The sequence below is a fragment of the Acidovorax sp. GW823-FHT02H02 genome, from assembly GCF_058797075.1.
In genome coordinates this window covers 15,335-35,161 of record NZ_JBXAJH010000018.1, presented here as the reverse complement: position 1 = coordinate 35,161, position 19,827 = coordinate 15,335, and the positions used below count along the sequence as shown (strand labels likewise).

Here is a 19,827-nt window from a genome sequence, read left to right as displayed (position 1 = left end):
GCGCGTATTATCCGCTCGCGTGTGGCATTTTTGCCATGCCCATGGGCGCATGGCGCCGCCACCGCCTTGAAATCAAACCACCACTCCTTGCCCCGCCAGTTGATAGATCTGCGCATCGCCCATGCCGATCTGGACGCCCGCATCGACCACGGCGCGCTGGAGGCGGTGCCTGACGAGTTTTCGCTCAGGCGCCTGAAAAAGCGCCGCCTCGCATTGCGCGATGCAATCGACCGCCTGGAGCGTGCGCTCCAGCCCCAAGAACCTGCGTGATGGGTCTTGCGGACGCAGTGCATGCGGCATTCCAACCCGATGGGGTGCTGTCGCGAACGGAGGGCCACTACCTCGCGCGCGAGGGGCAGATACGGATGGCGGATGCGGTGGCCAGGACCATCGAGCTCGGTGGCGCCCTGGTGGTCGAAGCCGGCACCGGCGTTGGCAAGACCTTTGCCTACCTGGTTCCGGCGCTGCTCAGTGGCGAGCGGGTATTGCTTTCCACGGCCACCAAGGCCTTGCAGGACCAGCTTTTTGCCCGGGACCTGCCTCAGCTGGTCTCTGCGTTGGGCTTGCCGGTACGCACGGCACTGCTCAAGGGGCGGGGCAGTTACCTGTGCCTGCACCGCATGGAACAGGCACGGCAGGACACCGCGCTGCACGATCGCAACGTGCAGCGGGTGCTGGCGAAGGTGGAGGTCTGGTCGCACAGCACGCACTCGGGTGATCTGGCGGAATTGCCTGGTCTTGACGAGCGATCGCCCGTCATCGCGCTGATCACTTCCACCCGTGAAAACTGTCTGGGCGTGGCGTGCCCCCGCTTTCGCCAGTGCCATGTGCACATCGCCCGGCGTGAAGCGCTGGCCGCCGATGTGGTGGTGATCAACCACCATCTGTTCTTTGCCGACGTGGCCGTGCGGGAGTCGGGCATGGCCGAGTTGCTGCCGACTGTGCGGGTCGTGGTGTTGGATGAGGCGCACCAGATCAATGAAATCGGTGTGCAGTTTCTCGGCACGCACCTGTCCACAGGGCAATGGCTGGATTATTCCCGTGACCTGCTGGCGACAGGTTTGCAGCACGCCCGCGGCCTTGCGGACTGGAGCACGCTGGCGGGGCACCTGGAGCAGGCGTGTGGCGATCTGCGAATTGCCGTGGGGCCGAGGGTGACCGGCGCCAAGCTGCGCTGGACTGGCGAAGTACCCGAAACCGTCACGCCTGCCGGCTGGCATGAGGCCCTTCGGGGCATGGCATCGGCGTGTGCGCAAGCGATGGAAGCGCTGGACCCGTTGAGCGAGGTGTCCCCTGATCTTGTCCGGCTGTATGAGCGTGGCTCGGAACTGTTGGCGCGCCTGGGCCGGTTTGCCGCGCCCTGCAGTCCGGACGCCGTGCGCTGGCTGGACGTGGGCGGCCAGCTGCGGCTGGTGGAGTCGCCGCTGGATATTGCACAGACCATGCAAACCCGCGTGCTTGCTGCTCCCGCTGAATCCGACGCCGAAAAAGATGACGGCGACGGATGGCCGGCCCCCGCGCAGCATGCGGGCCGGGCCTGGATTTTTACGTCCGCCACCCTGGGGGACGATGCCGGGCTGACATGGTTCACCGAGCGCTGTGGCCTGCAGAACGCTGAAATACTGCGTGTTGACAGCCCGTTCGACTATGCATCCCAGGCGGCGCTGTATGTGCCCCGGCATTTGCCAGAACCGTCTGATCCCGGCCATAGCCTGGCAGTGGCCGGGCTGGCTGGAGCGGCTGCCAGCCGCCTTGGCGGGCGCACGCTGGTTCTGACCACGACGCTCAAGGCCCTGCGCGCCATCGGTGATGCGTTGCAGGCCCGTTTCAGCAACCTGGAAGGGCCGGAGGTGCTGGTGCAGGGCGACCGGCCCAAGCGCCAACTCATGCAGCGCTTTCGCGAGGGAACCTCTGGCGGCGGACGCGGTTGCGTGTTGGTGGCTTCGGCATCCTTCTGGGAAGGCTTTGATGTGCCTGGCGATGCCTTGCAGCTGGTGGTCATCGACAAGCTGCCTTTTCCACCCCCTGGCGACCCGCTGATAGAGGCACGCAGCCAGCGCATCAAAGCCGCTGGCGGTCGCTCGTTTCAGATGGTTGCAGTGCCCGAGGCGGCTGTTGCACTCAAGCAAGGCGCAGGGCGGTTGATCCGGAGGGAGTCGGACCGCGGTGTGCTGGTCGTGTGCGACACGCGCTTGGCCACCATGGGCTATGGCAAGCGGCTGATGCGCGCGCTGCCGCCCATGCGCGTTCTGGAAAACACCGAGGGATTGGAGGCCGCGCTGGATGCGCTTACCAGAACTTCCACCACGGATTGGACTTGGCCTTGACGGTACCCGTGGCGTAGGCGCCCTGGGGGTAGGAGGCTTGCATGACCCGGCGGGCATCATCACGCAGCTGGGTCATTCCCAGGGCATCGTAGGACTGGATCAGGATGTACAGGGCTTCTTCCAGTGCAGGGACACCCTGGTAGTCGGCCAGTGCAGCCTGGGCGCGGCCGATGGCTGCCACATAGGCGCCGCGCTGGAAGTAGTAGCGGGCAACGTGGACTTCATACTGGGCCAGCGAATTGACGATGTAGGTCATGCGCTGGCGAGCGTCTTTGGCGTAGCGCGAATCAGGGAACCGTGTCGCCAGTTCGCTGAACGACTCGAAGGAATCCTTTGCGGCTTTCTGGTCGCGTTCGGAGAGATCCTGCTGGGAGATCCATGAAAAAAGACCCAGGTTGTCGTTGAAGTTGACCAGGCCTTTGAGGTACAGCGCGTAATCGAGCGCGGGACTTGCGGGGTGCAGCTTCATGAAGCGGTCCAGCGTGGCGATGGCCTGTGCCTTTTCACCGCCCTTGTACTGCGCATAGGCTTTGTCCAGCTGGGCCTGCTGGGCCAGGGGCGTACCTGCCGCACGGCCCTCCAGTTTTTCAAGCAAGGGCACGGCCTTGTCGAAAGCGCCGCCGCTCAACTCGTCCTTGGCTTCCGAGTAAATGCGGTTGGGGCTCCAGCCCGCTGTCTTGTCTTCCGGCGTGCTTGAACAGCCCGCGAGCAAGCCGGCGGTCAGCAGGGCAGTGATAAAAGGCAGGGGGGCACGCAGCATCGCAGGCAGCTTTCAGACAAAAAGTGAACGTGTGTCCCGTGAGGCGCTGCACCGGCTGTCGCACCGGCATGGTACGGCTTGGCCTGCGGCGCAATCTCAACCGACACCGGCATTGTACCGACGGTGCCTGCCTGGTCCCGTTTGCCTGAAACGGCTATTGCCCGAGCCGGGCCAGGTGGGCTTCCTACAATGGAGCCCATGTTTGTACACCTGCGCCTGCACACCGAATTTTCCGTCGTTGACGGCACCAATCGCATCGATGACCTGGCCAAGGCAGCGGCCAAGGATGGCCAGCCTGCATTGGCCATCACCGACCTCAACAACCTTTTTGGCGCCATCAAGTTCTACAAGGAGATGCGCGGCAAAGGCGTCAAGCCGATTCTGGGCGCTGAAATCTTTCTGGAAGGCGAGGCGGGTGCAGCACCGTCGCGCATGCTGGTGCTGGTGCAGGGGCGCCAGGGCTATCTGAATCTGTCCGAATTGCTGGCACGCGCCTGGACCCGCAATGTGTCCAAAACCCATGCCGTCTGCACTTGGGAGTGGCTGGAGGAGCTGGGTGAAGGGCTGATCGCGATCTCGGGCGCCCAGGCAGGAGCGGTGGGGCAGGCCCTCATGAAAGGCGATGACGCCGGGGCGGCGCGTCTGGCGTTGCGGCTGGCGGGCATCTTTCCCCACCGTTTCTACGTGGAGTTGCAGCGGGCAGGCCGCGCCGACGACGAGGCCCATGTGGTGGCGGCTGTGCAGCTGGCGGCACGGCTGCATCTGCCTGTGGTGGCCACGCATCCCGTGCAGTTTGCCACGGCGGACGATTACGAGGCCCACGAGGCGCGGGTGTGCATTGCCGAGGGCGAGATCCTGGGTAACCAGCGTCGGGTGCGCAAGTTCACGCGCGAGCAGTATTTCAAGTCGTCGGCGCAGATGCAGGCGCTGTTTGAGGACCTGCCCGCCGCGCTGGCCAATTCGGTGGAGATTGCCCGTCGTTGCAACATCACCCTGGTGCTGGGCAAGCCCCAGCTGCCCAATTTCCCCATTCCCCCCGTGAACGGGCAGGTGCTGTCGGTGGAGGACTACTTTCGCCATGTGTCCTTCGAGGGGCTGGAGGAGCGCCTTCGGCTTCTTTTCCCCGACGAGACCCGGCGCAACGGGCAGCGACCCCGCTATGTGGAGCGGCTGGAGTTCGAGCTCAACACCATCCTCAAGATGGGGTTTCCCGGCTATTTTTTGATTGTGGGGGACTTCATCCAATGGGCCAAGACGCACGGCTGTCCCGTCGGGCCGGGCCGGGGTTCCGGCGCGGGTTCGCTGGTGGCCTACGCACTCAAGATCACCGATCTGGACCCGCTGGAATACAACCTGCTGTTCGAGCGTTTCCTGAACCCGGAGCGGGTGTCCATGCCCGACTTCGACATTGACTTTTGCCAGGCGAACCGCGACCGCGTGATCGACTATGTGAAGGACAAATACGGCAAGGATGCCGTCAGCCAGATTGCCACTTTCGGCACCATGGCCGCCAAGGCCGCCATCCGCGACGTGGGCCGGGTGATGGACATGAGCTACACCTTTTGTGACGGCATTTCCAAGCTGGTGCCCAACAAGCCGGGGCAGTCCTACACCCTGCAGTACCCGCCCGAGACCAAGAAGGAGGGGGACAAGAACAACTACGCGCTGGAGCTGGAACCCCTGCTCTACGAGCGGGTGCGCAAGGAGGACGACGTCAAGACCATCATCGAGATGGCGCAGAAGCTCGAAGGCATGACGCGCAATATCGGCATGCATGCCGGGGGCGTGCTGATCGCGCCGGGCAAGCTCACCGATTTTTGCCCGCTGTACCAGCAGCCTGGCAGCGAATCGGCCGTGAGCCAGTACGACAAGGACGATGTGGAGGCCATCGGCCTCGTGAAGTTCGACTTTCTGGGCCTGGCCACGCTCACCATCCTGGAGATCGCGCGCGAGTTCATCATCAAGCGCCACAAGGGCCAGGAGAACTTCGCTTTCGAAACCATTCCGCTGGACGATAGCCCGACCTACCGGTTGTTCTCGGATGGCAAGACCGAGGCCGTTTTCCAGTTTGAAAGTCGCGGCATGCAGGGCATGCTCAAAGAGGCGCGACCCAGCCGTCTGGAGGATTTGATTGCCCTGAATGCTCTGTACCGCCCTGGTCCCATGGACCTGATACCGAGCTTCGTGAACCGCAAGCACGGCAAGGAGGTGGTGGAGTACCCGCACCCGCTGGTGGAGCCCGTGCTGGCAGAGACCTACGGGATCATGGTGTACCAGGAGCAGGTGATGCAGACCGCCCAGGTGCTGGGCGGCTACAGCCTGGGCGGCGCCGACATGCTGCGCCGTGCCATGGGCAAGAAAAAAGCGGAGGAGATGGCCGAGCACCGCGCCATCTTCCGCAAGGGTGCGGCTGAAAAGGGCATCGGCCAGGAAAAGGCCGACGAGGTGTTCGACCTGATGGAGAAGTTCGCGGGCTACGGCTTCAACAAGTCGCACGCCGCAGCCTACTCGCTGCTGGCCTATCACACGGGCTGGCTCAAGGTGCACTACACGGCCGAGTTCTTCTGCGCCAACATGACCGTGGAAATGGACGACACCGACAAGCTCAAGGTGCTGTTCGAGGATGCGGTCAAGAACTTCGGGATGACCTTCGAGCCCCCAGACGTGAACCGGGGCGTGTACCGGTTCGAGCCTGTGACCGACAAGGTGATCCGTTATGGCCTGGGTGCCGTCAAGGGTACGGGGCAGCAGGCCATCGAGGCCATCGTCGCCGCCCGTGAGGGACGGGGCGAGGGGCCGCAGGGCTCCACCACCGGCCCCTTCAAGAGCCTGTTCGATTTTTGCGTGCGGGTAGACCGGGCACGCCTGAACAAGCGCACGGTCGAGGCGCTCATCAAGGCAGGGGCGTTTGATGCGCTCCATCTCAACCGTGCCGCACTGGTCGCTTCGATCGACCGGGCTTTTGACTTTGCCGCGGCCACGCTGGCCAATGTGAACCAGGGCGGGCTCTTTGACATGATGGGCGAAGACGCCCATGGATCGAGCACGCAGGAGCCCGATCTGGTCGATGCGGTGCCCTGGGGCATCAAGGAGCGGCTCACCCAGGAGAAAACGGCCGTCGGCTTCTACCTGTCGGGTCACCTGTTTGACGAGGTGGCGCACGAGGTGCGCCGTTTCGTGCGCACGCAGATCGATGAATTGCTGGACAGCCGCGAGCCCCAGATCTTGGCCGGCATCGTCAGCGACTTTCGGGTGATCAACGGCCAGCGGGGCAAGCTGGGCCTGTTCCGGCTGGACGACAAATCGGGCGTGATCGAGGCGTCCGCCGATGAAGCGCTGCTTAACACCTACCGTAACCAGCTCAAGGAAGATGAATTCGTGGTGATGATGGGGCGCCTGCAGCTCGACCACTTCAGCGGCGGGCTGCGGGTGAAGGTGCAGCAGGTGTGGGACATGGCCGGAGCGCGCGCCCGGTTCGGCAAATACCTGCATGTCGTGGTGGGGGACAAGTCCCCTGACGTGCCAGGTCTGGTGCGGGAGTTCCCTCCACGCCGGGAGGAGTCGGAGCAGGGCGATCTGCTGCACGGGCTGCGCGTGCGCATGGGTGTGCGCTGCGTGGCGGAGCAGGGGGCCGCGGTGGCTGAACTCCAATTGGGTGACGCCAGCCGCTTTTACCCTAGCGATGCCGCGCTGGCGGCCTGGAGCGCAGGGGTGGGAACCGGCTCGGCCACGGTGATCTATGAGTGACCCGTGGATGGGGCGGCGTGCATTTCGCCGGCGGTTGTAAAAACCGCAATCGTCCTCAGATGACACGGGCTGCAGTGCAACGAATGCCTCGCTAGAATGAATTTCATGGCAACAAAACCACCTTCTCCCCCCACCGCGCTGCCCCCCACCCGGCCAGCACAGGATGATGGCGGTTCGGTCGTGCTCGAAAGACGCGCGCAAAAGACCCAGCCGCCCCATATGTACCAGGTGGTCATGCTCAATGACGACTACACGCCCATGGAATTCGTGATCGTGGTGCTGCAGGAGTTTTTCAGCAAAGACCGCGAGCAGGCCACCCAGATCATGCTGAAGATCCACCTCGACGGCAAAGGCGTGTGCGGCGTGTATTCCCGCGATGTGGCCGCCACCAAGGTGGACCAGGTGCTGGAGGCGGCGCTGAAGGCCGGCCACCCCCTGCAATGTGTGAGTGAGCCTGTTGAATAACGGGTTTCTCGTCCCGATCTAAAGTTATCCCTTCCACGCAAGCACAAAGGAGTTCACATGATTGCCCAGGAACTGGAAGTCAGCTTGCACATGGCCTTTGTTGAGGCCCGCCAGCAGCGCCACGAGTTCATCACCGTGGAGCATCTGTTGCTTGCACTGCTCGATAATTCCAGCGCAGCGGAGGTGCTGCGCGCATGTTCGGCCAATATCGATGATCTGCGCTCATCGCTGTCGAATTTCATCAAGGACAACACGCCGCAGGTCGCAGGGTCTGACGAGGTGGACACCCAACCCACGCTGGGCTTCCAGCGGGTGATCCAGCGCGCCATCATGCACGTGCAATCCACGGGGAACGGCAAGAAAGAGGTGACGGGTGCCAACGTGCTCGTGGCCATCTTCGGCGAAAAGGATTCGCATGCTGTGTATTACCTGCACCAGCAGGGCGTGACGCGCCTCGATGTGGTCAATTTCATCGCCCACGGCATCAAGAAGGGCGAGCCGCCAGAGCCCGCCAAGGCCGAGAGCCAGGCCGAGGGTGAAGAGGGTGGCGGCTCCGAGCGCAACGAGAAAGCCTCGCCGCTGGAGCAGTTCACCCAGAACCTGAACCAGCTCGCCAAGGACGGCAAGATCGACCCGCTGATCGGCCGGCACTACGAGGTGGAGCGCACGATCCAGATCCTGTGCCGCCGCCGCAAGAACAACCCGCTGCTGGTGGGCGAGGCGGGCGTGGGCAAGACCGCGATTGCCGAGGGCCTGGCTTGGCGCATCACGCAGAACGACGTGCCCGAGATCCTGGCAGAGGCCACGGTGTACTCGCTGGACATGGGCGCGCTGCTGGCGGGTACCAAGTACCGCGGTGATTTCGAGCAGCGCCTCAAGGGCGTGCTCAAGTCGCTCAAGGACAAACCCAACGCGATTCTGTTCATTGACGAGATCCACACGCTGATCGGTGCCGGTGCGGCATCTGGTGGCACGCTCGATGCATCCAACCTGCTCAAGCCGGCGCTCTCCAGCGGCCAGCTCAAGTGCATCGGTGCCACCACCTTCACCGAGTACCGTGGCATCTTCGAAAAAGACGCGGCGCTGTCGCGCCGCTTCCAGAAGGTGGATGTGGTCGAGCCCACCGTGGCCGAGACCATCGACATCCTCAAGGGTCTCAAGTCGCGCTTCGAAGAGCACCATAGCGTGAAATACGCGGCGGCCGCCCTGCAGGCTGCGGCCGAGCTGAGCGCCAAGTACATCAACGACCGCCACCTGCCCGACAAGGCGATCGACGTGATCGACGAAGCGGGTGCCGCCCAGCGCATCCTGGTGCCCAGCAAGCGCAAGAAGACCATCGGCAAGGCCGAGATCGAAGAGATCGTGGCCAAGATTGCGCGCATTCCGCCCGCCAACGTGTCCAACGACGACCGCGGCAAGCTGCAGACGCTGGAGCGCGACCTCAAGAGCGTGGTGTTCGGCCAGGACAAGGCGCTCGAAGTGCTCGCCAGCTCCGTGAAGATGGCGCGCTCGGGCCTGGGCAAGGGCGACAAGCCGATCGGCTCGTTCCTGTTCAGCGGTCCCACCGGCGTCGGCAAGACCGAGGCGGCCAAGCAGCTCGCCTACATCATGGGCATCGAGCTGATCCGCTTCGACATGTCGGAGTACATGGAACGCCACGCCGTGAGCCGCCTGATCGGTGCGCCTCCGGGCTACGTGGGCTTTGACCAGGGTGGCCTGCTGACCGAAGCCATCACCAAGAAGCCGCACGCGGTGCTGCTGCTCGACGAGATCGAGAAGGCGCACCCGGACATCTTCAACGTGCTGCTGCAGGTGATGGACCACGGCACGCTGACGGACAACAACGGCCGCAAGGCCGACTTCCGCAACGTGCTCATCATCATGACCACCAACGCGGGCGCCGAGACCATGAACAAGGCGACCATCGGCTTCACCAATCCGCGCCAGGCGGGCGACGAGATGGGCGACATCAAGCGCCTGTTCACGCCCGAGTTCCGCAACCGGCTGGACGCCATCGTCAACTTCAAGGCACTCGACGAGCAGATCATCCTGCGCGTGGTGGACAAGTTCCTGCTGCAGCTGGAGACGCAACTGGCCGAGAAGAAGGTGGAGGTCACCTTCACCGACCAGTTGCGCAAGCACCTGGCCAAGAAGGGCTTCGATCCGCTGATGGGCGCGCGCCCCATGCAGCGCCTGATCCAGGACACCATCCGCCGTGCGCTGGCCGACGAACTGCTGTTTGGCCGCCTGACCGAAGGCGGGCGCCTCACGGTGGACATCGAGCTCAAGACCGATGACAAGGGTGTGGAAACGTCCGAGGTGCTGCTGGACATCCAGCCGCTGCCCAAGAAAGAGCGCTCGACCAAGTCAGAACCCGCCGAACCCGAAGAAGCCACGGCGGATTGATGCAGTGCAGTGGCTGCCGCCGCCGACGCGGTCGCTGCAGCCCGCCAAAAGAAAGCCCACGGTGTATTCCGTGGGCTTTTTTGCATTGCGCCAGGCGGGGGGCCCGGAGTGCGCTGTGGCACTACCGCCACTCAAGGGGTTTGCAGGCGTTGCAGCAGCTCCAGGGTGGGGTAGCCATCCTGCGCCGTGCCGATGCTGCGCTGGAAGGCCCGCAGCCCTGCGCGGGTGGCGGGGCCCATCACGCCGTCCGGGGCCCCGGCAGCAAACCCCCTGAGGTTCAGTGCCTCCTGCAGTGCCTGTATCTGCGCGCGCGACAGGGGCTCCAGATCGCGCGGCCAGGCGCCCGCGACCGCTGTGCCGCCGCCGATCTGTTGCGACAGCAGCGTCACCGCGAGCGCGTAGTGGATCGAGTTGTTGTACCGCAGGATGGTCCGGAAATTCGCACCCACCAGAAGCGCCGGGCCGCGGGCACCGGCCGGAGCCACGATGGAGGCCGCACCCAGGGCCGGCAGCCTCTGGCCATCGAGCGCTTGTATGCCCTCGTTTTCCCATTGCGCGGTGGTTTGTTGCACCGACAGGTCCGCCCGGGCATGGTCGAACGCGGGTGGGAGCCGCACTTCGGCACCCCAGGGCTCGTGGGCCTGCCAGCCGGAGCGGGACAGAAAATGGGCCGTGGAGGCCGCCACATCGGGGATGCTGCCCCAGATGTCGCGGTGCCCGTCGCCATCGGCATCCACGGCGTATGCCAGGAACACCGAGGGCAGGAACTGGGTGTGGCCCATGGCGCCAGCCCAGGAGCCCACCATGCGCTCGGCGGTGATGTCACCCTGGTCCAGGATGCGCAGTGCCGCCAGCAGTTCGCCCTGTGCCCAGGTGCGGCGCCGGCCGTCGTAGGCCAGCGTGGCCAGCGCATCCACGGTGCGGATGCTGCCGAAGTTGCTGCCGTAGTTGCTCTCCATGCCCCAGATGGCGGTGAGTACCGTGGCGGGCACGCCGTAGCGGGCGGCGGCCGCCTCCAGTGCTGCGTGGTGCTCGGCCAGCTGGGCCTTGCCCTGCGCGATGCGCTGCGCCGAGACGGCACTGTCGAGGTAGGCCCAGGGCGTGCGGGTGAATTCGGGCTGGGCACGGTCCAGCTCCACCACGCGGGGTTGCCATTGCGCGTTGCCAAGCACGTCGCGCACGGTGCCGGGCCGGATGCCGGCCGCAAGGGCCTGCGCAGAAAATGCGGCGCGCCAGGCGGCAAAGCCTGCGGCGTGCTCTGCATCGGCTGGGGTGTCCGCACTGGCGGCCGCTGGCAACGTGGTGCTTGCCGTGAGGGGCTGGCTGGGGGGCGTCGGCGCGGAGGCGCAACCTGCGAGGGCCAGGGCCGCTACCAGTGCGGCAGGCAGCAACGTGGACGCGAGGGCCGGGCAATGCGGCGGGAAAGAGGAAAGTGCTTGTATGCGGTGCATGCACCATTGTCCCGTGCTGCAGCGCCCGTGTCTTGCCGCACGCGTGGCACGCCGCGAATGGGCTGGTTTGTGTTTTTACTACTATTTTGATAGCTGCCAGTGCTTGATGTGCAAGCGCTGTAGGCCAAAATTTCACAAATCCCGGTTACAGTTGGAATTTGGCGCTTGTGATGCCCCTGCGCACTCTTTTCCAGCCTTTGTTTGTCCACCGACCATGGCCTCTCACACCTTTCTCTGGCACGACTACGAAACCTTTGGTGCCAACACCCGGCGCGACCGGCCGGCGCAGTTTGCGGCCATCCGCACCGACGCGGAGCTCAACGAGATCGGCGCGCCGCTGATGCTCTATTGCCAGCCGGCCAACGACTACCTGCCCGATCCAGAGGCCTGCCTCATCACCGGCATCACGCCCCAGCTGTGCCTGGAAAAGGGCGTGCCCGAGCATGAATTCGCCAACCGCATCGAGGCCGAATTCGCGCAGCCAGGCACCATCGGCGTGGGCTACAACACCATCCGCTTCGACGACGAGATCACGCGCTTCATGTTCTGGCGCAATCTCATCGACCCCTATGCGCGCGAGTGGCAGAACCAGTGCGGCCGCTGGGATCTGCTCGATGTGGTGCGCATGACGTATGCGTTGCGCCCCGACGGCATGGAGTGGCCTCGCAAGGAAGACGGCACGCCCAGTTTCAAGCTGGAGCATCTTTCCAAGGCCAACGGCTTGCTGCACGAGGCCGCGCACGATGCGCTGTCCGATGTGCGCGCCACCATCGCGCTGGCGCGGCTCATTCGCCAGCACAACCCCAGGCTGTTTGACTTTGCCCTGTCGCTGCACAAAAAGGACCGCGTGGCTGCCGAGTTGCGCCTGCCCGCCACGGCGCTCACGGCGCGGCCTTTTTTGCATGTCTCGGGCATGTTTCCGGCCGAGCGCGGTTGCCTGGCGGTGATGTGGCCGCTGGCCAGCCATCCCACCAACAAGAACGAGCTGATTGCCTGGGACCTGGCCCATGACCCGCGCGAGCTGGCCACGCTGGGCGCCGACGAGATCCGGCTGCGCATGTTCTCCCGGGCGGCCGACCTGCCGGAAGGCACCACGCGCCTGCCCATCAAGACCATCCACCTGAACAAGTCGCCCATGGTGGTCGGCAATGTGAACACGCTCACGCCCGCGCTGGCGCAGCGCTGGGGCCTGGACCTGGCCCAGGCAGCGCAGCACGCCGATAGGGCGCGGGCCTTGCCGGACATGAGCGGCATCTGGCCGGCCGTGTTTGCCCGCCCGGCCGAGCCCGCCCCCGATGTGGACCAGGACCTGTATGGCGGATTCGTCGGCAACAGCGACCGCCGCCACCTGAACGATCTGCGCGTGCTGAGTGGCGCGAAACTGGCTGCCGCGCGCACCGGCTTTGACGACCCGCGCCTGGCCGAGCTGGTATGGCGCTACCGGGCCCGCAACTTTCCCGGTACCCTGTCGCACGAAGAGGCCGAGCGCTGGGAGGCGCATCGCGCCGCCTGCCTGTTTGACGGGGCGGGCGGGGCGCGCACCGTGGAGCAGCTGTTCACCGAAATCGACCAGATCTCGGAGACCGCCGACGACGACCGCACCCAGGAGATCCTGGGCGCCTTGTACGATTACGCCGAGCACATCGCGCCTGAACGCTAGCCCCCTGAGGCGCTGGCGCGCCTTCCCCCAGAGGGGGACGCACCCGGTGGCCTGGCAGAGCCAGTTCCACGGGTGCGCTGGCGTCAGGGCGCGCCAGTATTGATCGTCCCGCCTTGTAAGTAGCCCCGCAGAAACAGCGCAGATTTTTATGACGACACCGCAAAACCGCAGCTTCACCACCCAGATCGTGCATGCCGACCGCCTGGGCGGCGCCGTGCATGGCGCCATTCACCAACCCATCCACACCTCGGTGCAATACGGTTTCGACCAGGTCGAAGATCTGATTGCCGTGTTCCAGGGCACCGCCAAAGGCGGTTTCAACTACGCCCGCCAGGGAACCCCCACCACGGCCGCGCTCGAGGCCAAGCTCACGCAGATGGAGCAGGGCCAGGGCAGCATCGTCTTTGCTTCCGGCATGGCGGGCATTTGCGCCATTTTTCTCACGCTGCTCAAGGCGGGTGACCATCTGGTGGCCAGCAAGTTCGTGTTTGGCAACACCAACAGCGTGTTCGGCACCCTGGTCGACCTGGGCATCGAGGTGACCACGGTGGATGCCACGGACGCCGCCCAGGTGGCTGCCGCCGTGCGGCCGCAGACGCGCATGGTGTTTGTCGAGACCATCGCCAACCCCGGCACCCAGATGCCCGACCTGGAGGGCATTGGCGCGCTGTGCCAGGAGCGCGGCCTGCTGTACGTGGTGGACAACACCGTGGCCTCGCCCTACCTGTTCCGTCCGGGCACGGTGGGGGCGGGCCTGGTGGTGCATTCGCTCACCAAGAGCATCGGTGGGCAGGGCGACGCGCTGGGCGGCGCCGTGATCGACACCGGCGTTTTCGACTGGAGCTGCTACCCCAACATCTTTCCGGCCTACCGCAAGGGCGATGCCAAAGGCTGGGGCCTGCAGCAGCTGCGCAAGAAGGGCCTGCGCGACATGGGCGGTAGCTTGTCATCCCATGCCGCGCACCAGATGGCGCTGGGCGCCGAAACGCTGGCGCTGCGCATGGACCGCACCAGTGCCACCGCATTGGCGCTGGCCCAGTGGCTGGAGCAGCACCCGGCCGTGGCGCGGGTGCATTACCCGATGCTGGCGTCGCACCCGCAGCATGCCCAGGCCCAAAAGCACCTGAAAGCAGGCTCGTGGCTGCTGTCGTTTGAACTGCGCGACCCCACCCAGTGCCTGCCTTTGTGCAACCGGCTGCAGCTGCCCGTCAAGGCCACGGGCCTGGCGGACACGCGCACGCTCATCATCCCGGTGGCCCACACCATCTTCTGGGAAGCAGGCCCCGAGGTGCGGGCCGCCATGGGCATTGGCGACAGCATGATCCGCCTGTCGGTTGGACTGGAGGAGTTGCAGGACCTGCTGGCCGACTTTGCGCAGGCGCTGGCCTGAAAGCGGGTGATGTGTTTTTAAAGTTATAGCTACCAGTGTTTTGTCTGTAAGCGCTGGTAGCCAGTTTGGCTTGAAATTCAGCCAAAAAACCGGTAGCACACCCCAATCGCCGCTACCACCCCTGCCAGCTCCGCCAGCAGCGCGCAGGCCACCGCATGGCGGGCGCGCTGGATGCCTACCGCCCCGAAGTACACCGCCAGCACATAAAACGTGGTTTCGGTGCTGCCCTGGATGGTGGCGGCCACCAGCGCGGCGAAGCTGTCCACGCCCTGGCTCTGCATGGCTTCGATGAGCATGGCGCGCGCCGCGCTGCCCGAAAACGGCTTGACCAGCGCCGTAGGCAGGGCATCGACGAAGCGCGCATCCACGCCCAGCAACTGCACGCACCAGCGGATGGCGTCGAGCACATAGGCGAGGGCGCCCGAGGCGCGGAATACCCCCACCGCGCACAGCATGGCCACCAGGTAGGGCAGCAGGCCCTTGGCCACTTCGAAGCCCTCGCGGGCGCCTTCGATGAAGGCTTCATAGACGGCCACCTTGCGCCAGGCGCCCACCACCACAAAGAGCACGACCAGGGCAAACAGCGTGAGGTTGCCCAGCAACGACGACAACTGCGCCAGGGCTGCCGCCGACAGCGTGGCCAGCAGCGCCATGAAGCCTGCCAGCGCCAGCGCCAGCGGCAGCAGGTAGGCCAGCACCACCGGGCTGAACAGCGGCAGGCGCTGCACCACGGCCACGCTGAGCAGCCCCACCAGCGTGGATGCCGACGTGGCCAGCAGGATGGGCAGGAACACCAGCGTCGGGTCGGGCGCGCCCTGCTGCATGCGGTACATGAAGATGGTCACCGGCAGCAGCGTGAGTGATGAGGCGTTGAGCACCAGGAACAGGATTTGCGCATTGGTGGCGGTGTCGGGCTGCGGGTTCAGCTCCTGCAGCGCGCGCATGGCTTTCAGGCCCATGGGCGTGGCAGCGTTGTCCAGCCCCAGCGCGTTGGCGGCAAAGTTCAGTGTCATCAGGCCCAGGGCCGGGTGGCCGCGCGGCACGCCGGGCATCAGCCGCGCAAACAGCGGCGCCAGCCAGCGCGCCAGGGCGTTGACGATGTCCGCCTTTTCGGCAATGCGCAAAAAGCCCAGCCACAGGGTGAGCGTGCCAAACAGCAACACCATCACCTCGACCGACAGCCTGGCCATGGCAAACAGGGCCTCGACCATGGCCGCAAAAATCTGGGCATGCCCGCCGACCAGCCATTGGGCCAGGGCGGCAACTGCCGCGGTGACAAAAAACCCCAGCCAGAGGATGTTGAGCAAGGAAAAAAACTCCGTGTGGGCCGTAATGCGTTGTGGGGCCGGCTCGCAGCCGTCCTGATCGCCACGCCCACCTGGGTGGCGAACCCGGCCATGGATAGGTTAACCCGCATTTTTGCCTGCAAACGCGCAACGGACAGGGTAAATCGCCGGGTGGTAATCTACAGGGTTCGGTTGCGTGCCCGGTTTTGGTTGAAAAAACCAGCACGCATTCGCCCCACGACAAAAACCAGGCGCCATGGATCCATTGAACCGGTTCATCGAGCGCCACAACACCAAGGAACATCCGCCATGGGCGCGCAATGGAAAGCAAAAGGCAAGGCACAGGTTGCAGATGCCAGAGGCAAGCTGTTTGGAAAACTGGCCAAGGAAATCATGGTGGCTGCGCGCGGCGGGGCCGACCCGGCCGGCAACTCGCGCCTGCGCCTCGTGGTCGAGCAGGCCCGCAAGGTCTCCATGCCCAAGGACACGCTGGAGCGCGCCATTAAAAAGGGCGCCGGCATTGGCAGTGAGGCCGTCCATTTCGAGCATGTGATCTACGAAGGCTACGCCCCGCACCAGGTGGCCGTGATGGTCGAGTGCCTGACCGACAACGTGAAACGCACGGCGCCCGAAATGCGCGTGCTGTTTCGCAAGGGCCAGCTGGGCACATCGGGTTCGGTGGCCTGGGACTTCGACCATGTCGGCATGATCGAAGCCGAGCCTGCGGTTGCCGGTGCCGACCCCGAAGAAGCCGCGATCGAGGCTGGTGCACAAGACTGCGAAGCGGGCGATGAGGCTGGCACGACCACCTTCTGGACCGACCCTGCTGAACTCGACCTGGTCAGCCGTGCGCTGCCGGCGCACGGCTTCACCGTGCTGTCGGCCAAGCTGGGCTACAAGCCCAAGAACCCGGTGAACCCCGCCAACCTGACACCAGAGCAGCTGGAAGAGGTGGAAAGCTTTCTGGCCGCCATTGACGCCAACGACGACGTGCAGAACGTCTTTGTGAGCCTGGGCAGCTGATCGCCCGGGGCTGGCCACCACCCCGGCCCGCGCTGGGCTTTTGTTTTTTTGGCAACCATTCCATGACCGCTGACCATTACGCAGCCCTCGGGCTGGGCGCCAACGCGTCGCTGTCCGACATCAAGAAGGCTTTTCGCCAGAAGGCATCGTTCTATCACCCCGACCGGAACGACGCACCCGATGCCGCACAGCGCTTCCAGGCCGTGCAAAAAGCCTACGAGGTGCTGGCGGACGACGAGGCCCGCCAGGCCTACGACGACAACCGCCGCCGCAACCTGCTGGACGACCCGCTGCAGACCGCACAAGAGATCTGGCAAACCTATTTCAAGAGCATTCTTCCTTCGTGAAACTATCCCCTTACTTTTATGACTTGCGTTCGGCCTACCAGGCCGAGCTGGATGACCTGGTTTCGGATTCGGAGGGCAAGGATGTGCTGCGCAAGCGGCTGGCCGAAAAGCGCTCCGAAATCGGCTTCCTGGTGAAGATGATGGAACTGGCCCCCGAGATGGTGGCGGTGGCTTTTCACCAGGGTTTCCGTTTTGCCAAGCCAGCGGTGATGGAGCATTGGCTCGGCCAGGGTGCGGACAAGCTGCCCGAGTGGGGGGCGCTGACGGGCGCCGTTGCGCTGGAACCCTGGGCCGCCAGCCTGGCTCAAACCGTGCTGCGCGAGCCCGGTGGCCCGGTCTTCATGGTCGTGGCGGCGGCGCTGGAGTATCTGCACCAGCATGCGCGCCTGGCCCCGGCACCGGCGCAGGGCGAGGCCGGGCACGATGGCGACGAAGAGGCCGCCGAGCACGACGATGACTACAACGCCCTCAGCGCCGACGACGCCGCCGACCCGCACAACAGCCGCACCCGCGAAGAGGCCAGCGCCCACTGGCTGGCCGAGGCCGGCTTTGACCGCAAAGACTGACAAGACCGAGATTTTCCGCCCATGAACCACCTGGCCCTCATCACCAAAACCACCAGCCTGATTGCCGCGGGCGACATCGTGGGTGCCGAATCGGCGCTGGCCGAGCTGGCCGATACCGAAGGCGACAACGCCCTGATGGTCGTGCTGGACCAGCTGGCACCGAAAGACGTGCTGGCCGTGATGCGCGAATACGACGACTCCAAGGCGTCGGTCGTCAACCTGCTGGTCACGCCCGAGCAGTTTGCGCGCGCCATGGTGCTGGAAAAGCAATACAAGGACCTGACCCACACGCACCTGCGCAACATGGTCAACGCCGTCATCTTTCGGGACGATGCCGACCCGGTGGAGTTCTTGACCGCCATTGGCGACCTGGAAGGCGGCGCCGAGGCCCTGGCCAACTACTTTGCCGAAAAATGGAGCCGCATCGAGGCTTTTGCCCGCACCGGCACCTTCGACGCCACCGAAGATTACGGGCTCACCCTGACCGATGACGAGCTGCTGGCGTCAGGCTATGTGCAGCCCCGCATCGACCAGGACGAAGTGGCCGACCGCGACTGGATGCAGCTGGCCTGGCTGCTGCGCTATGAATGCCGTGATCTCTTCATTGAAACCCTGCTGGTGCTGCGTGCCAAGGCGCGTGCCCACGACATGGGCCTGGACGAGGGTGACGAGCAGGCTGAGGAAGACGACGGCAAGTTCGAGACCAGCGACACCGACCGCGGCAAGGCCACCCCCGCAGCACGCACATCCGACGAAGAATCCGCTATATAGATAACAACCCCTGAGGCGCTTCGCGCCTTCCTCCTGCACAGGGGGACGCTGCCCGTGCGGCGGGGCGGCCCTTGCACGGCGGCCCTGGCCTGGTCCGTGCCAGTTTTGTGACGCCGCGATGACGCGCAGCGCGATGGAAAGCTGAATGACATTGCCTGACACACCCAACACTGATCTGCCTGCCGCAACCAATGCTCTGCAACTGCACGACGCCCGCCCGTTCTTTGAAAAAGCGCTGGTGCATGGCGTGCAGCACGGCATCCTGGATGCCGCCCGTCTTGATGCCATTTGCACTGATGCGCCCAAGGGCATGGTGCAGATCGCCCGCTATTTCGGCAGCGAGTTTCTGCGGCCCGAGCTGGAAAAGGCCCGCGACCGCATGGTCAACCTCATCAGCCTGTATTTGCTGGAAACCACGGGCGGTGATCTGACCCAAGCCGCCATCTCGCTGCGCGACCACTCGTTCCTGTCGCGCTCCAAGGGCGGCTCCGACATGCTCAAGCGCCTGATCGCTCTGCCCGAGAGCAGCAATTTCGGCATGGCGGGTTATGCCGATGCCCAAACGCCGCTGCTGGCGCTGTGGTCGCTGCGCAGCCATGCCGATTACCGGGCCGAGCTGGCCCGCCGCAGCCAGATTGCCAGCGCCATCGGTGCCGCCCAGTGGCTGGCCGAGCACTACGACCTGGATACCGACGAGCTGGAGGCCGCTGGTGCCGATGCCGAGGCCGTCATCCGCACCGGCCTGCTCATGCAGGCCCTGGCGCCCAAAGCCATGCACCTGGGCGAGTGGCCCAGCGCCGTGGCCCTGGAGAAACTGGTGACGGCGCAGCGCAAGAAAAAGCGGGCAGCACCCACGCAGCTGCAGCTGCCCGCTGGCGTGCCTGCGGATCTGCGCGCGCTGATGCAGGCGCAGTGCGCAGCCGTGCTGGCCGACCTGGCCAAGCTGCTCGATTCGGCTGCGCCGCTGCGTGCGCTGCTGCGCCCCACCGGCGTATTTCGTGCCCGGTATTTTCTGCTGGACGACCCGCTGGCCGAGGTGGACCAGTACCACCGCAGCCTGGATGCGCTGCAAGAGGACGGCGAGCCGCCCCAGCCCGCCAGCAAGACATGGATGAAGACCACCCAGGGCAACGAAGACGAACATTCGCTGCTGACGCTGTTCCTGTGCGTGGCAGCAGGCGCTCCCAAAAAGACCTTGCTGACCGAAAAAACCGCTGCCAGCCTGGTGCGCAAGATCCGCAAGAGCGGCCTGCAGCCCGAGCTGGCCACCGCGTTCATCCGCAGCCATGCGCCAGGTGCTCACCAGTCCGCCTACATCGACCTGTGGAACAGCTTTGTGCAGGAATCGTCCAAAACGCTGGGCAGCGACATGGATTACCAGATGCGCGACGCGCTGGCCTTGCTGCGCCGTGAGTGCCATGTGGCGGGGTGACGCGGCGTGCCGGAACGACCCGGGCGCTTGACGGGGGCTGGCGCCTGTTGTGGTGCGCGTGGCTCATGCGCGCCATCGCCCGCGCTATGGCGGTGCGGTGCGCCTTGATGGCGCACGTGGGTGCCACCCGCTCGGGCACGTAGCGCTCATGCACATCTTCTGAGTCATCGGGGTGTGCATACAATTGCATGCGAAT

Annotated in this window: 15 protein-coding genes; 12 read left to right on the top strand and 3 right to left on the bottom strand. The window is 64.9% G+C overall.

The genetic code is table 11. The annotated features are described in order from the left end of the window. Positions 1 to 66 precede the first annotated feature (66 nt). Positions 67 to 270, top strand: a complete 204-nt coding sequence (locus AC1RDS_RS17490) for a YdcH family protein (RefSeq protein ID WP_026436080.1) — start codon at positions 67 to 69, stop codon at positions 268 to 270. Beyond that, positions 270 to 2,327 carry a DNA repair helicase YoaA gene (yoaA, locus tag AC1RDS_RS17485; protein WP_092696691.1) on the top strand — a complete coding sequence of 686 codons (2,058 nt, stop codon included), beginning with the start codon at positions 270 to 272 and terminating at the stop codon, positions 2,325 to 2,327. Before AC1RDS_RS17490 ends, yoaA begins: the two co-directional genes overlap by 1 nt. Here yoaA and AC1RDS_RS17480 read toward each other — a convergent pair. After that, positions 2,290 to 3,087 (bottom strand): outer membrane protein assembly factor BamD, encoded by a 798-nt coding sequence (locus tag AC1RDS_RS17480; protein WP_092696692.1) that lies wholly within the window; start codon positions 3,085 to 3,087, stop codon positions 2,290 to 2,292. The genes yoaA and AC1RDS_RS17480 overlap by 38 nt on opposite strands. A gap of 198 nt (positions 3,088 to 3,285) precedes the next feature. Between AC1RDS_RS17480 and dnaE the strand changes: the two genes are divergently transcribed. From dnaE to clpA, 3 genes are all read left to right on the top strand, one after another. After that, a complete protein-coding gene (gene dnaE, locus AC1RDS_RS17475; protein WP_348684086.1) occupies positions 3,286 to 6,834 on the top strand; it encodes a DNA polymerase III subunit alpha in 3,549 nt (1,182 codons plus the stop codon). A gap of 96 nt (positions 6,835 to 6,930) precedes the next feature. Next, entirely contained in the window at positions 6,931 to 7,299 is a 369-nt protein-coding gene (clpS, locus tag AC1RDS_RS17470) for an ATP-dependent Clp protease adapter ClpS (RefSeq protein WP_026436076.1), read from the top strand. Positions 7,300 to 7,356: 57 nt separating this feature from the next. After that, positions 7,357 to 9,705 (top strand): ATP-dependent Clp protease ATP-binding subunit ClpA, encoded by a 2,349-nt coding sequence (gene clpA, locus AC1RDS_RS17465; protein ID WP_492227191.1) that lies wholly within the window; start codon positions 7,357 to 7,359, stop codon positions 9,703 to 9,705. A 131-nt stretch (positions 9,706 to 9,836) separates the two neighbouring features. Here the strand turns inward: clpA and AC1RDS_RS17460 are convergent, their stop codons facing one another. Continuing rightward, on the bottom strand, positions 9,837 to 11,156 hold the full coding sequence (locus tag AC1RDS_RS17460; protein WP_287877336.1) for a lytic murein transglycosylase: 1,320 nt from the start codon (positions 11,154 to 11,156) through the stop codon (positions 9,837 to 9,839). Between the two features lie 214 nt (positions 11,157 to 11,370). Here AC1RDS_RS17460 and sbcB point away from each other — a divergent pair, with 214 nt between their 5' ends. After that, on the top strand, positions 11,371 to 12,816 hold the full coding sequence (gene sbcB, locus AC1RDS_RS17455) for an exodeoxyribonuclease I (RefSeq protein ID WP_092696696.1): 1,446 nt from the start codon (positions 11,371 to 11,373) through the stop codon (positions 12,814 to 12,816). A gap of 148 nt (positions 12,817 to 12,964) precedes the next feature. After that, on the top strand, positions 12,965 to 14,206 hold the full coding sequence (locus AC1RDS_RS17450) for a cystathionine gamma-synthase family protein (RefSeq protein WP_287877334.1): 1,242 nt from the start codon (positions 12,965 to 12,967) through the stop codon (positions 14,204 to 14,206). A 77-nt stretch (positions 14,207 to 14,283) separates the two neighbouring features. Here AC1RDS_RS17450 and AC1RDS_RS17445 read toward each other — a convergent pair whose 3' ends face one another. Beyond that, positions 14,284 to 15,513 (bottom strand): nucleoside recognition domain-containing protein, encoded by a 1,230-nt coding sequence (locus tag AC1RDS_RS17445; RefSeq protein WP_287877332.1) that lies wholly within the window; start codon positions 15,511 to 15,513, stop codon positions 14,284 to 14,286. A gap of 288 nt (positions 15,514 to 15,801) precedes the next feature. On the opposite strand from AC1RDS_RS17445, the gene AC1RDS_RS17440 reads away from it, so the two are divergent. The 5 genes from AC1RDS_RS17440 (at position 15,802) to AC1RDS_RS17420 (ending at position 19,631) form a co-directional block, all read left to right on the top strand. Continuing rightward, positions 15,802 to 16,515 (top strand): YebC/PmpR family DNA-binding transcriptional regulator, encoded by a 714-nt coding sequence (locus tag AC1RDS_RS17440; RefSeq protein WP_092696699.1) that lies wholly within the window; start codon positions 15,802 to 15,804, stop codon positions 16,513 to 16,515. A gap of 62 nt (positions 16,516 to 16,577) precedes the next feature. Continuing rightward, positions 16,578 to 16,862, top strand: a complete 285-nt coding sequence (locus AC1RDS_RS17435; RefSeq protein WP_026436069.1) for a DnaJ domain-containing protein — start codon at positions 16,578 to 16,580, stop codon at positions 16,860 to 16,862. Next, the gene (locus AC1RDS_RS17430) at positions 16,859 to 17,428 is read left to right on the top strand and encodes a hypothetical protein (protein WP_092696700.1); all 570 of its coding nucleotides are present in this window, start codon (positions 16,859 to 16,861) and stop codon (positions 17,426 to 17,428) included. The genes AC1RDS_RS17435 and AC1RDS_RS17430 overlap by 4 nt, the downstream gene beginning before the upstream one ends. Positions 17,429 to 17,449: 21 nt before the next feature. Next, complete coding sequence (locus tag AC1RDS_RS17425; protein WP_287877328.1) at positions 17,450 to 18,199, top strand: hypothetical protein; 750 nt, start codon at positions 17,450 to 17,452, stop codon at positions 18,197 to 18,199. A 145-nt stretch (positions 18,200 to 18,344) separates the two neighbouring features. Next, positions 18,345 to 19,631: a hypothetical protein gene (locus tag AC1RDS_RS17420; RefSeq protein WP_348684091.1), complete on the top strand. Its 1,287-nt coding sequence runs from the start codon at positions 18,345 to 18,347 to the stop codon at positions 19,629 to 19,631. Positions 19,632 to 19,827: the final 196 nt, after the last annotated feature.

What these genes read in the sequence shown, in the direction of transcription:
- yoaA (WP_092696691.1), top strand. Translation starts at nt 270, where the DNA reads ATGGGTCTTGCGGACGCAGTGCATGCGGCATTCCAACCCGATGGGGTG.
- AC1RDS_RS17480 (WP_092696692.1), bottom strand. Translation starts at nt 3,087, where the DNA reads ATGCTGCGTGCCCCCCTGCCTTTTATCACTGCCCTGCTGACCGCCGGC.
- dnaE (WP_348684086.1), top strand. Translation starts at nt 3,286, where the DNA reads ATGTTTGTACACCTGCGCCTGCACACCGAATTTTCCGTCGTTGACGGC.
- clpS (WP_026436076.1), top strand. Translation starts at nt 6,931, where the DNA reads ATGAATTTCATGGCAACAAAACCACCTTCTCCCCCCACCGCGCTGCCC.
- clpA (WP_492227191.1), top strand. Translation starts at nt 7,357, where the DNA reads ATGATTGCCCAGGAACTGGAAGTCAGCTTGCACATGGCCTTTGTTGAG.
- AC1RDS_RS17460 (WP_287877336.1), bottom strand. Translation starts at nt 11,156, where the DNA reads ATGCACCGCATACAAGCACTTTCCTCTTTCCCGCCGCATTGCCCGGCC.
- sbcB (WP_092696696.1), top strand. Translation starts at nt 11,371, where the DNA reads ATGGCCTCTCACACCTTTCTCTGGCACGACTACGAAACCTTTGGTGCC.
- AC1RDS_RS17450 (WP_287877334.1), top strand. Translation starts at nt 12,965, where the DNA reads ATGACGACACCGCAAAACCGCAGCTTCACCACCCAGATCGTGCATGCC.
- AC1RDS_RS17440 (WP_092696699.1), top strand. Translation starts at nt 15,802, where the DNA reads ATGGGCGCGCAATGGAAAGCAAAAGGCAAGGCACAGGTTGCAGATGCC.
- AC1RDS_RS17435 (WP_026436069.1), top strand. Translation starts at nt 16,578, where the DNA reads ATGACCGCTGACCATTACGCAGCCCTCGGGCTGGGCGCCAACGCGTCG.
- AC1RDS_RS17425 (WP_287877328.1), top strand. Translation starts at nt 17,450, where the DNA reads ATGAACCACCTGGCCCTCATCACCAAAACCACCAGCCTGATTGCCGCG.
- AC1RDS_RS17420 (WP_348684091.1), top strand. Translation starts at nt 18,345, where the DNA reads ATGACATTGCCTGACACACCCAACACTGATCTGCCTGCCGCAACCAAT.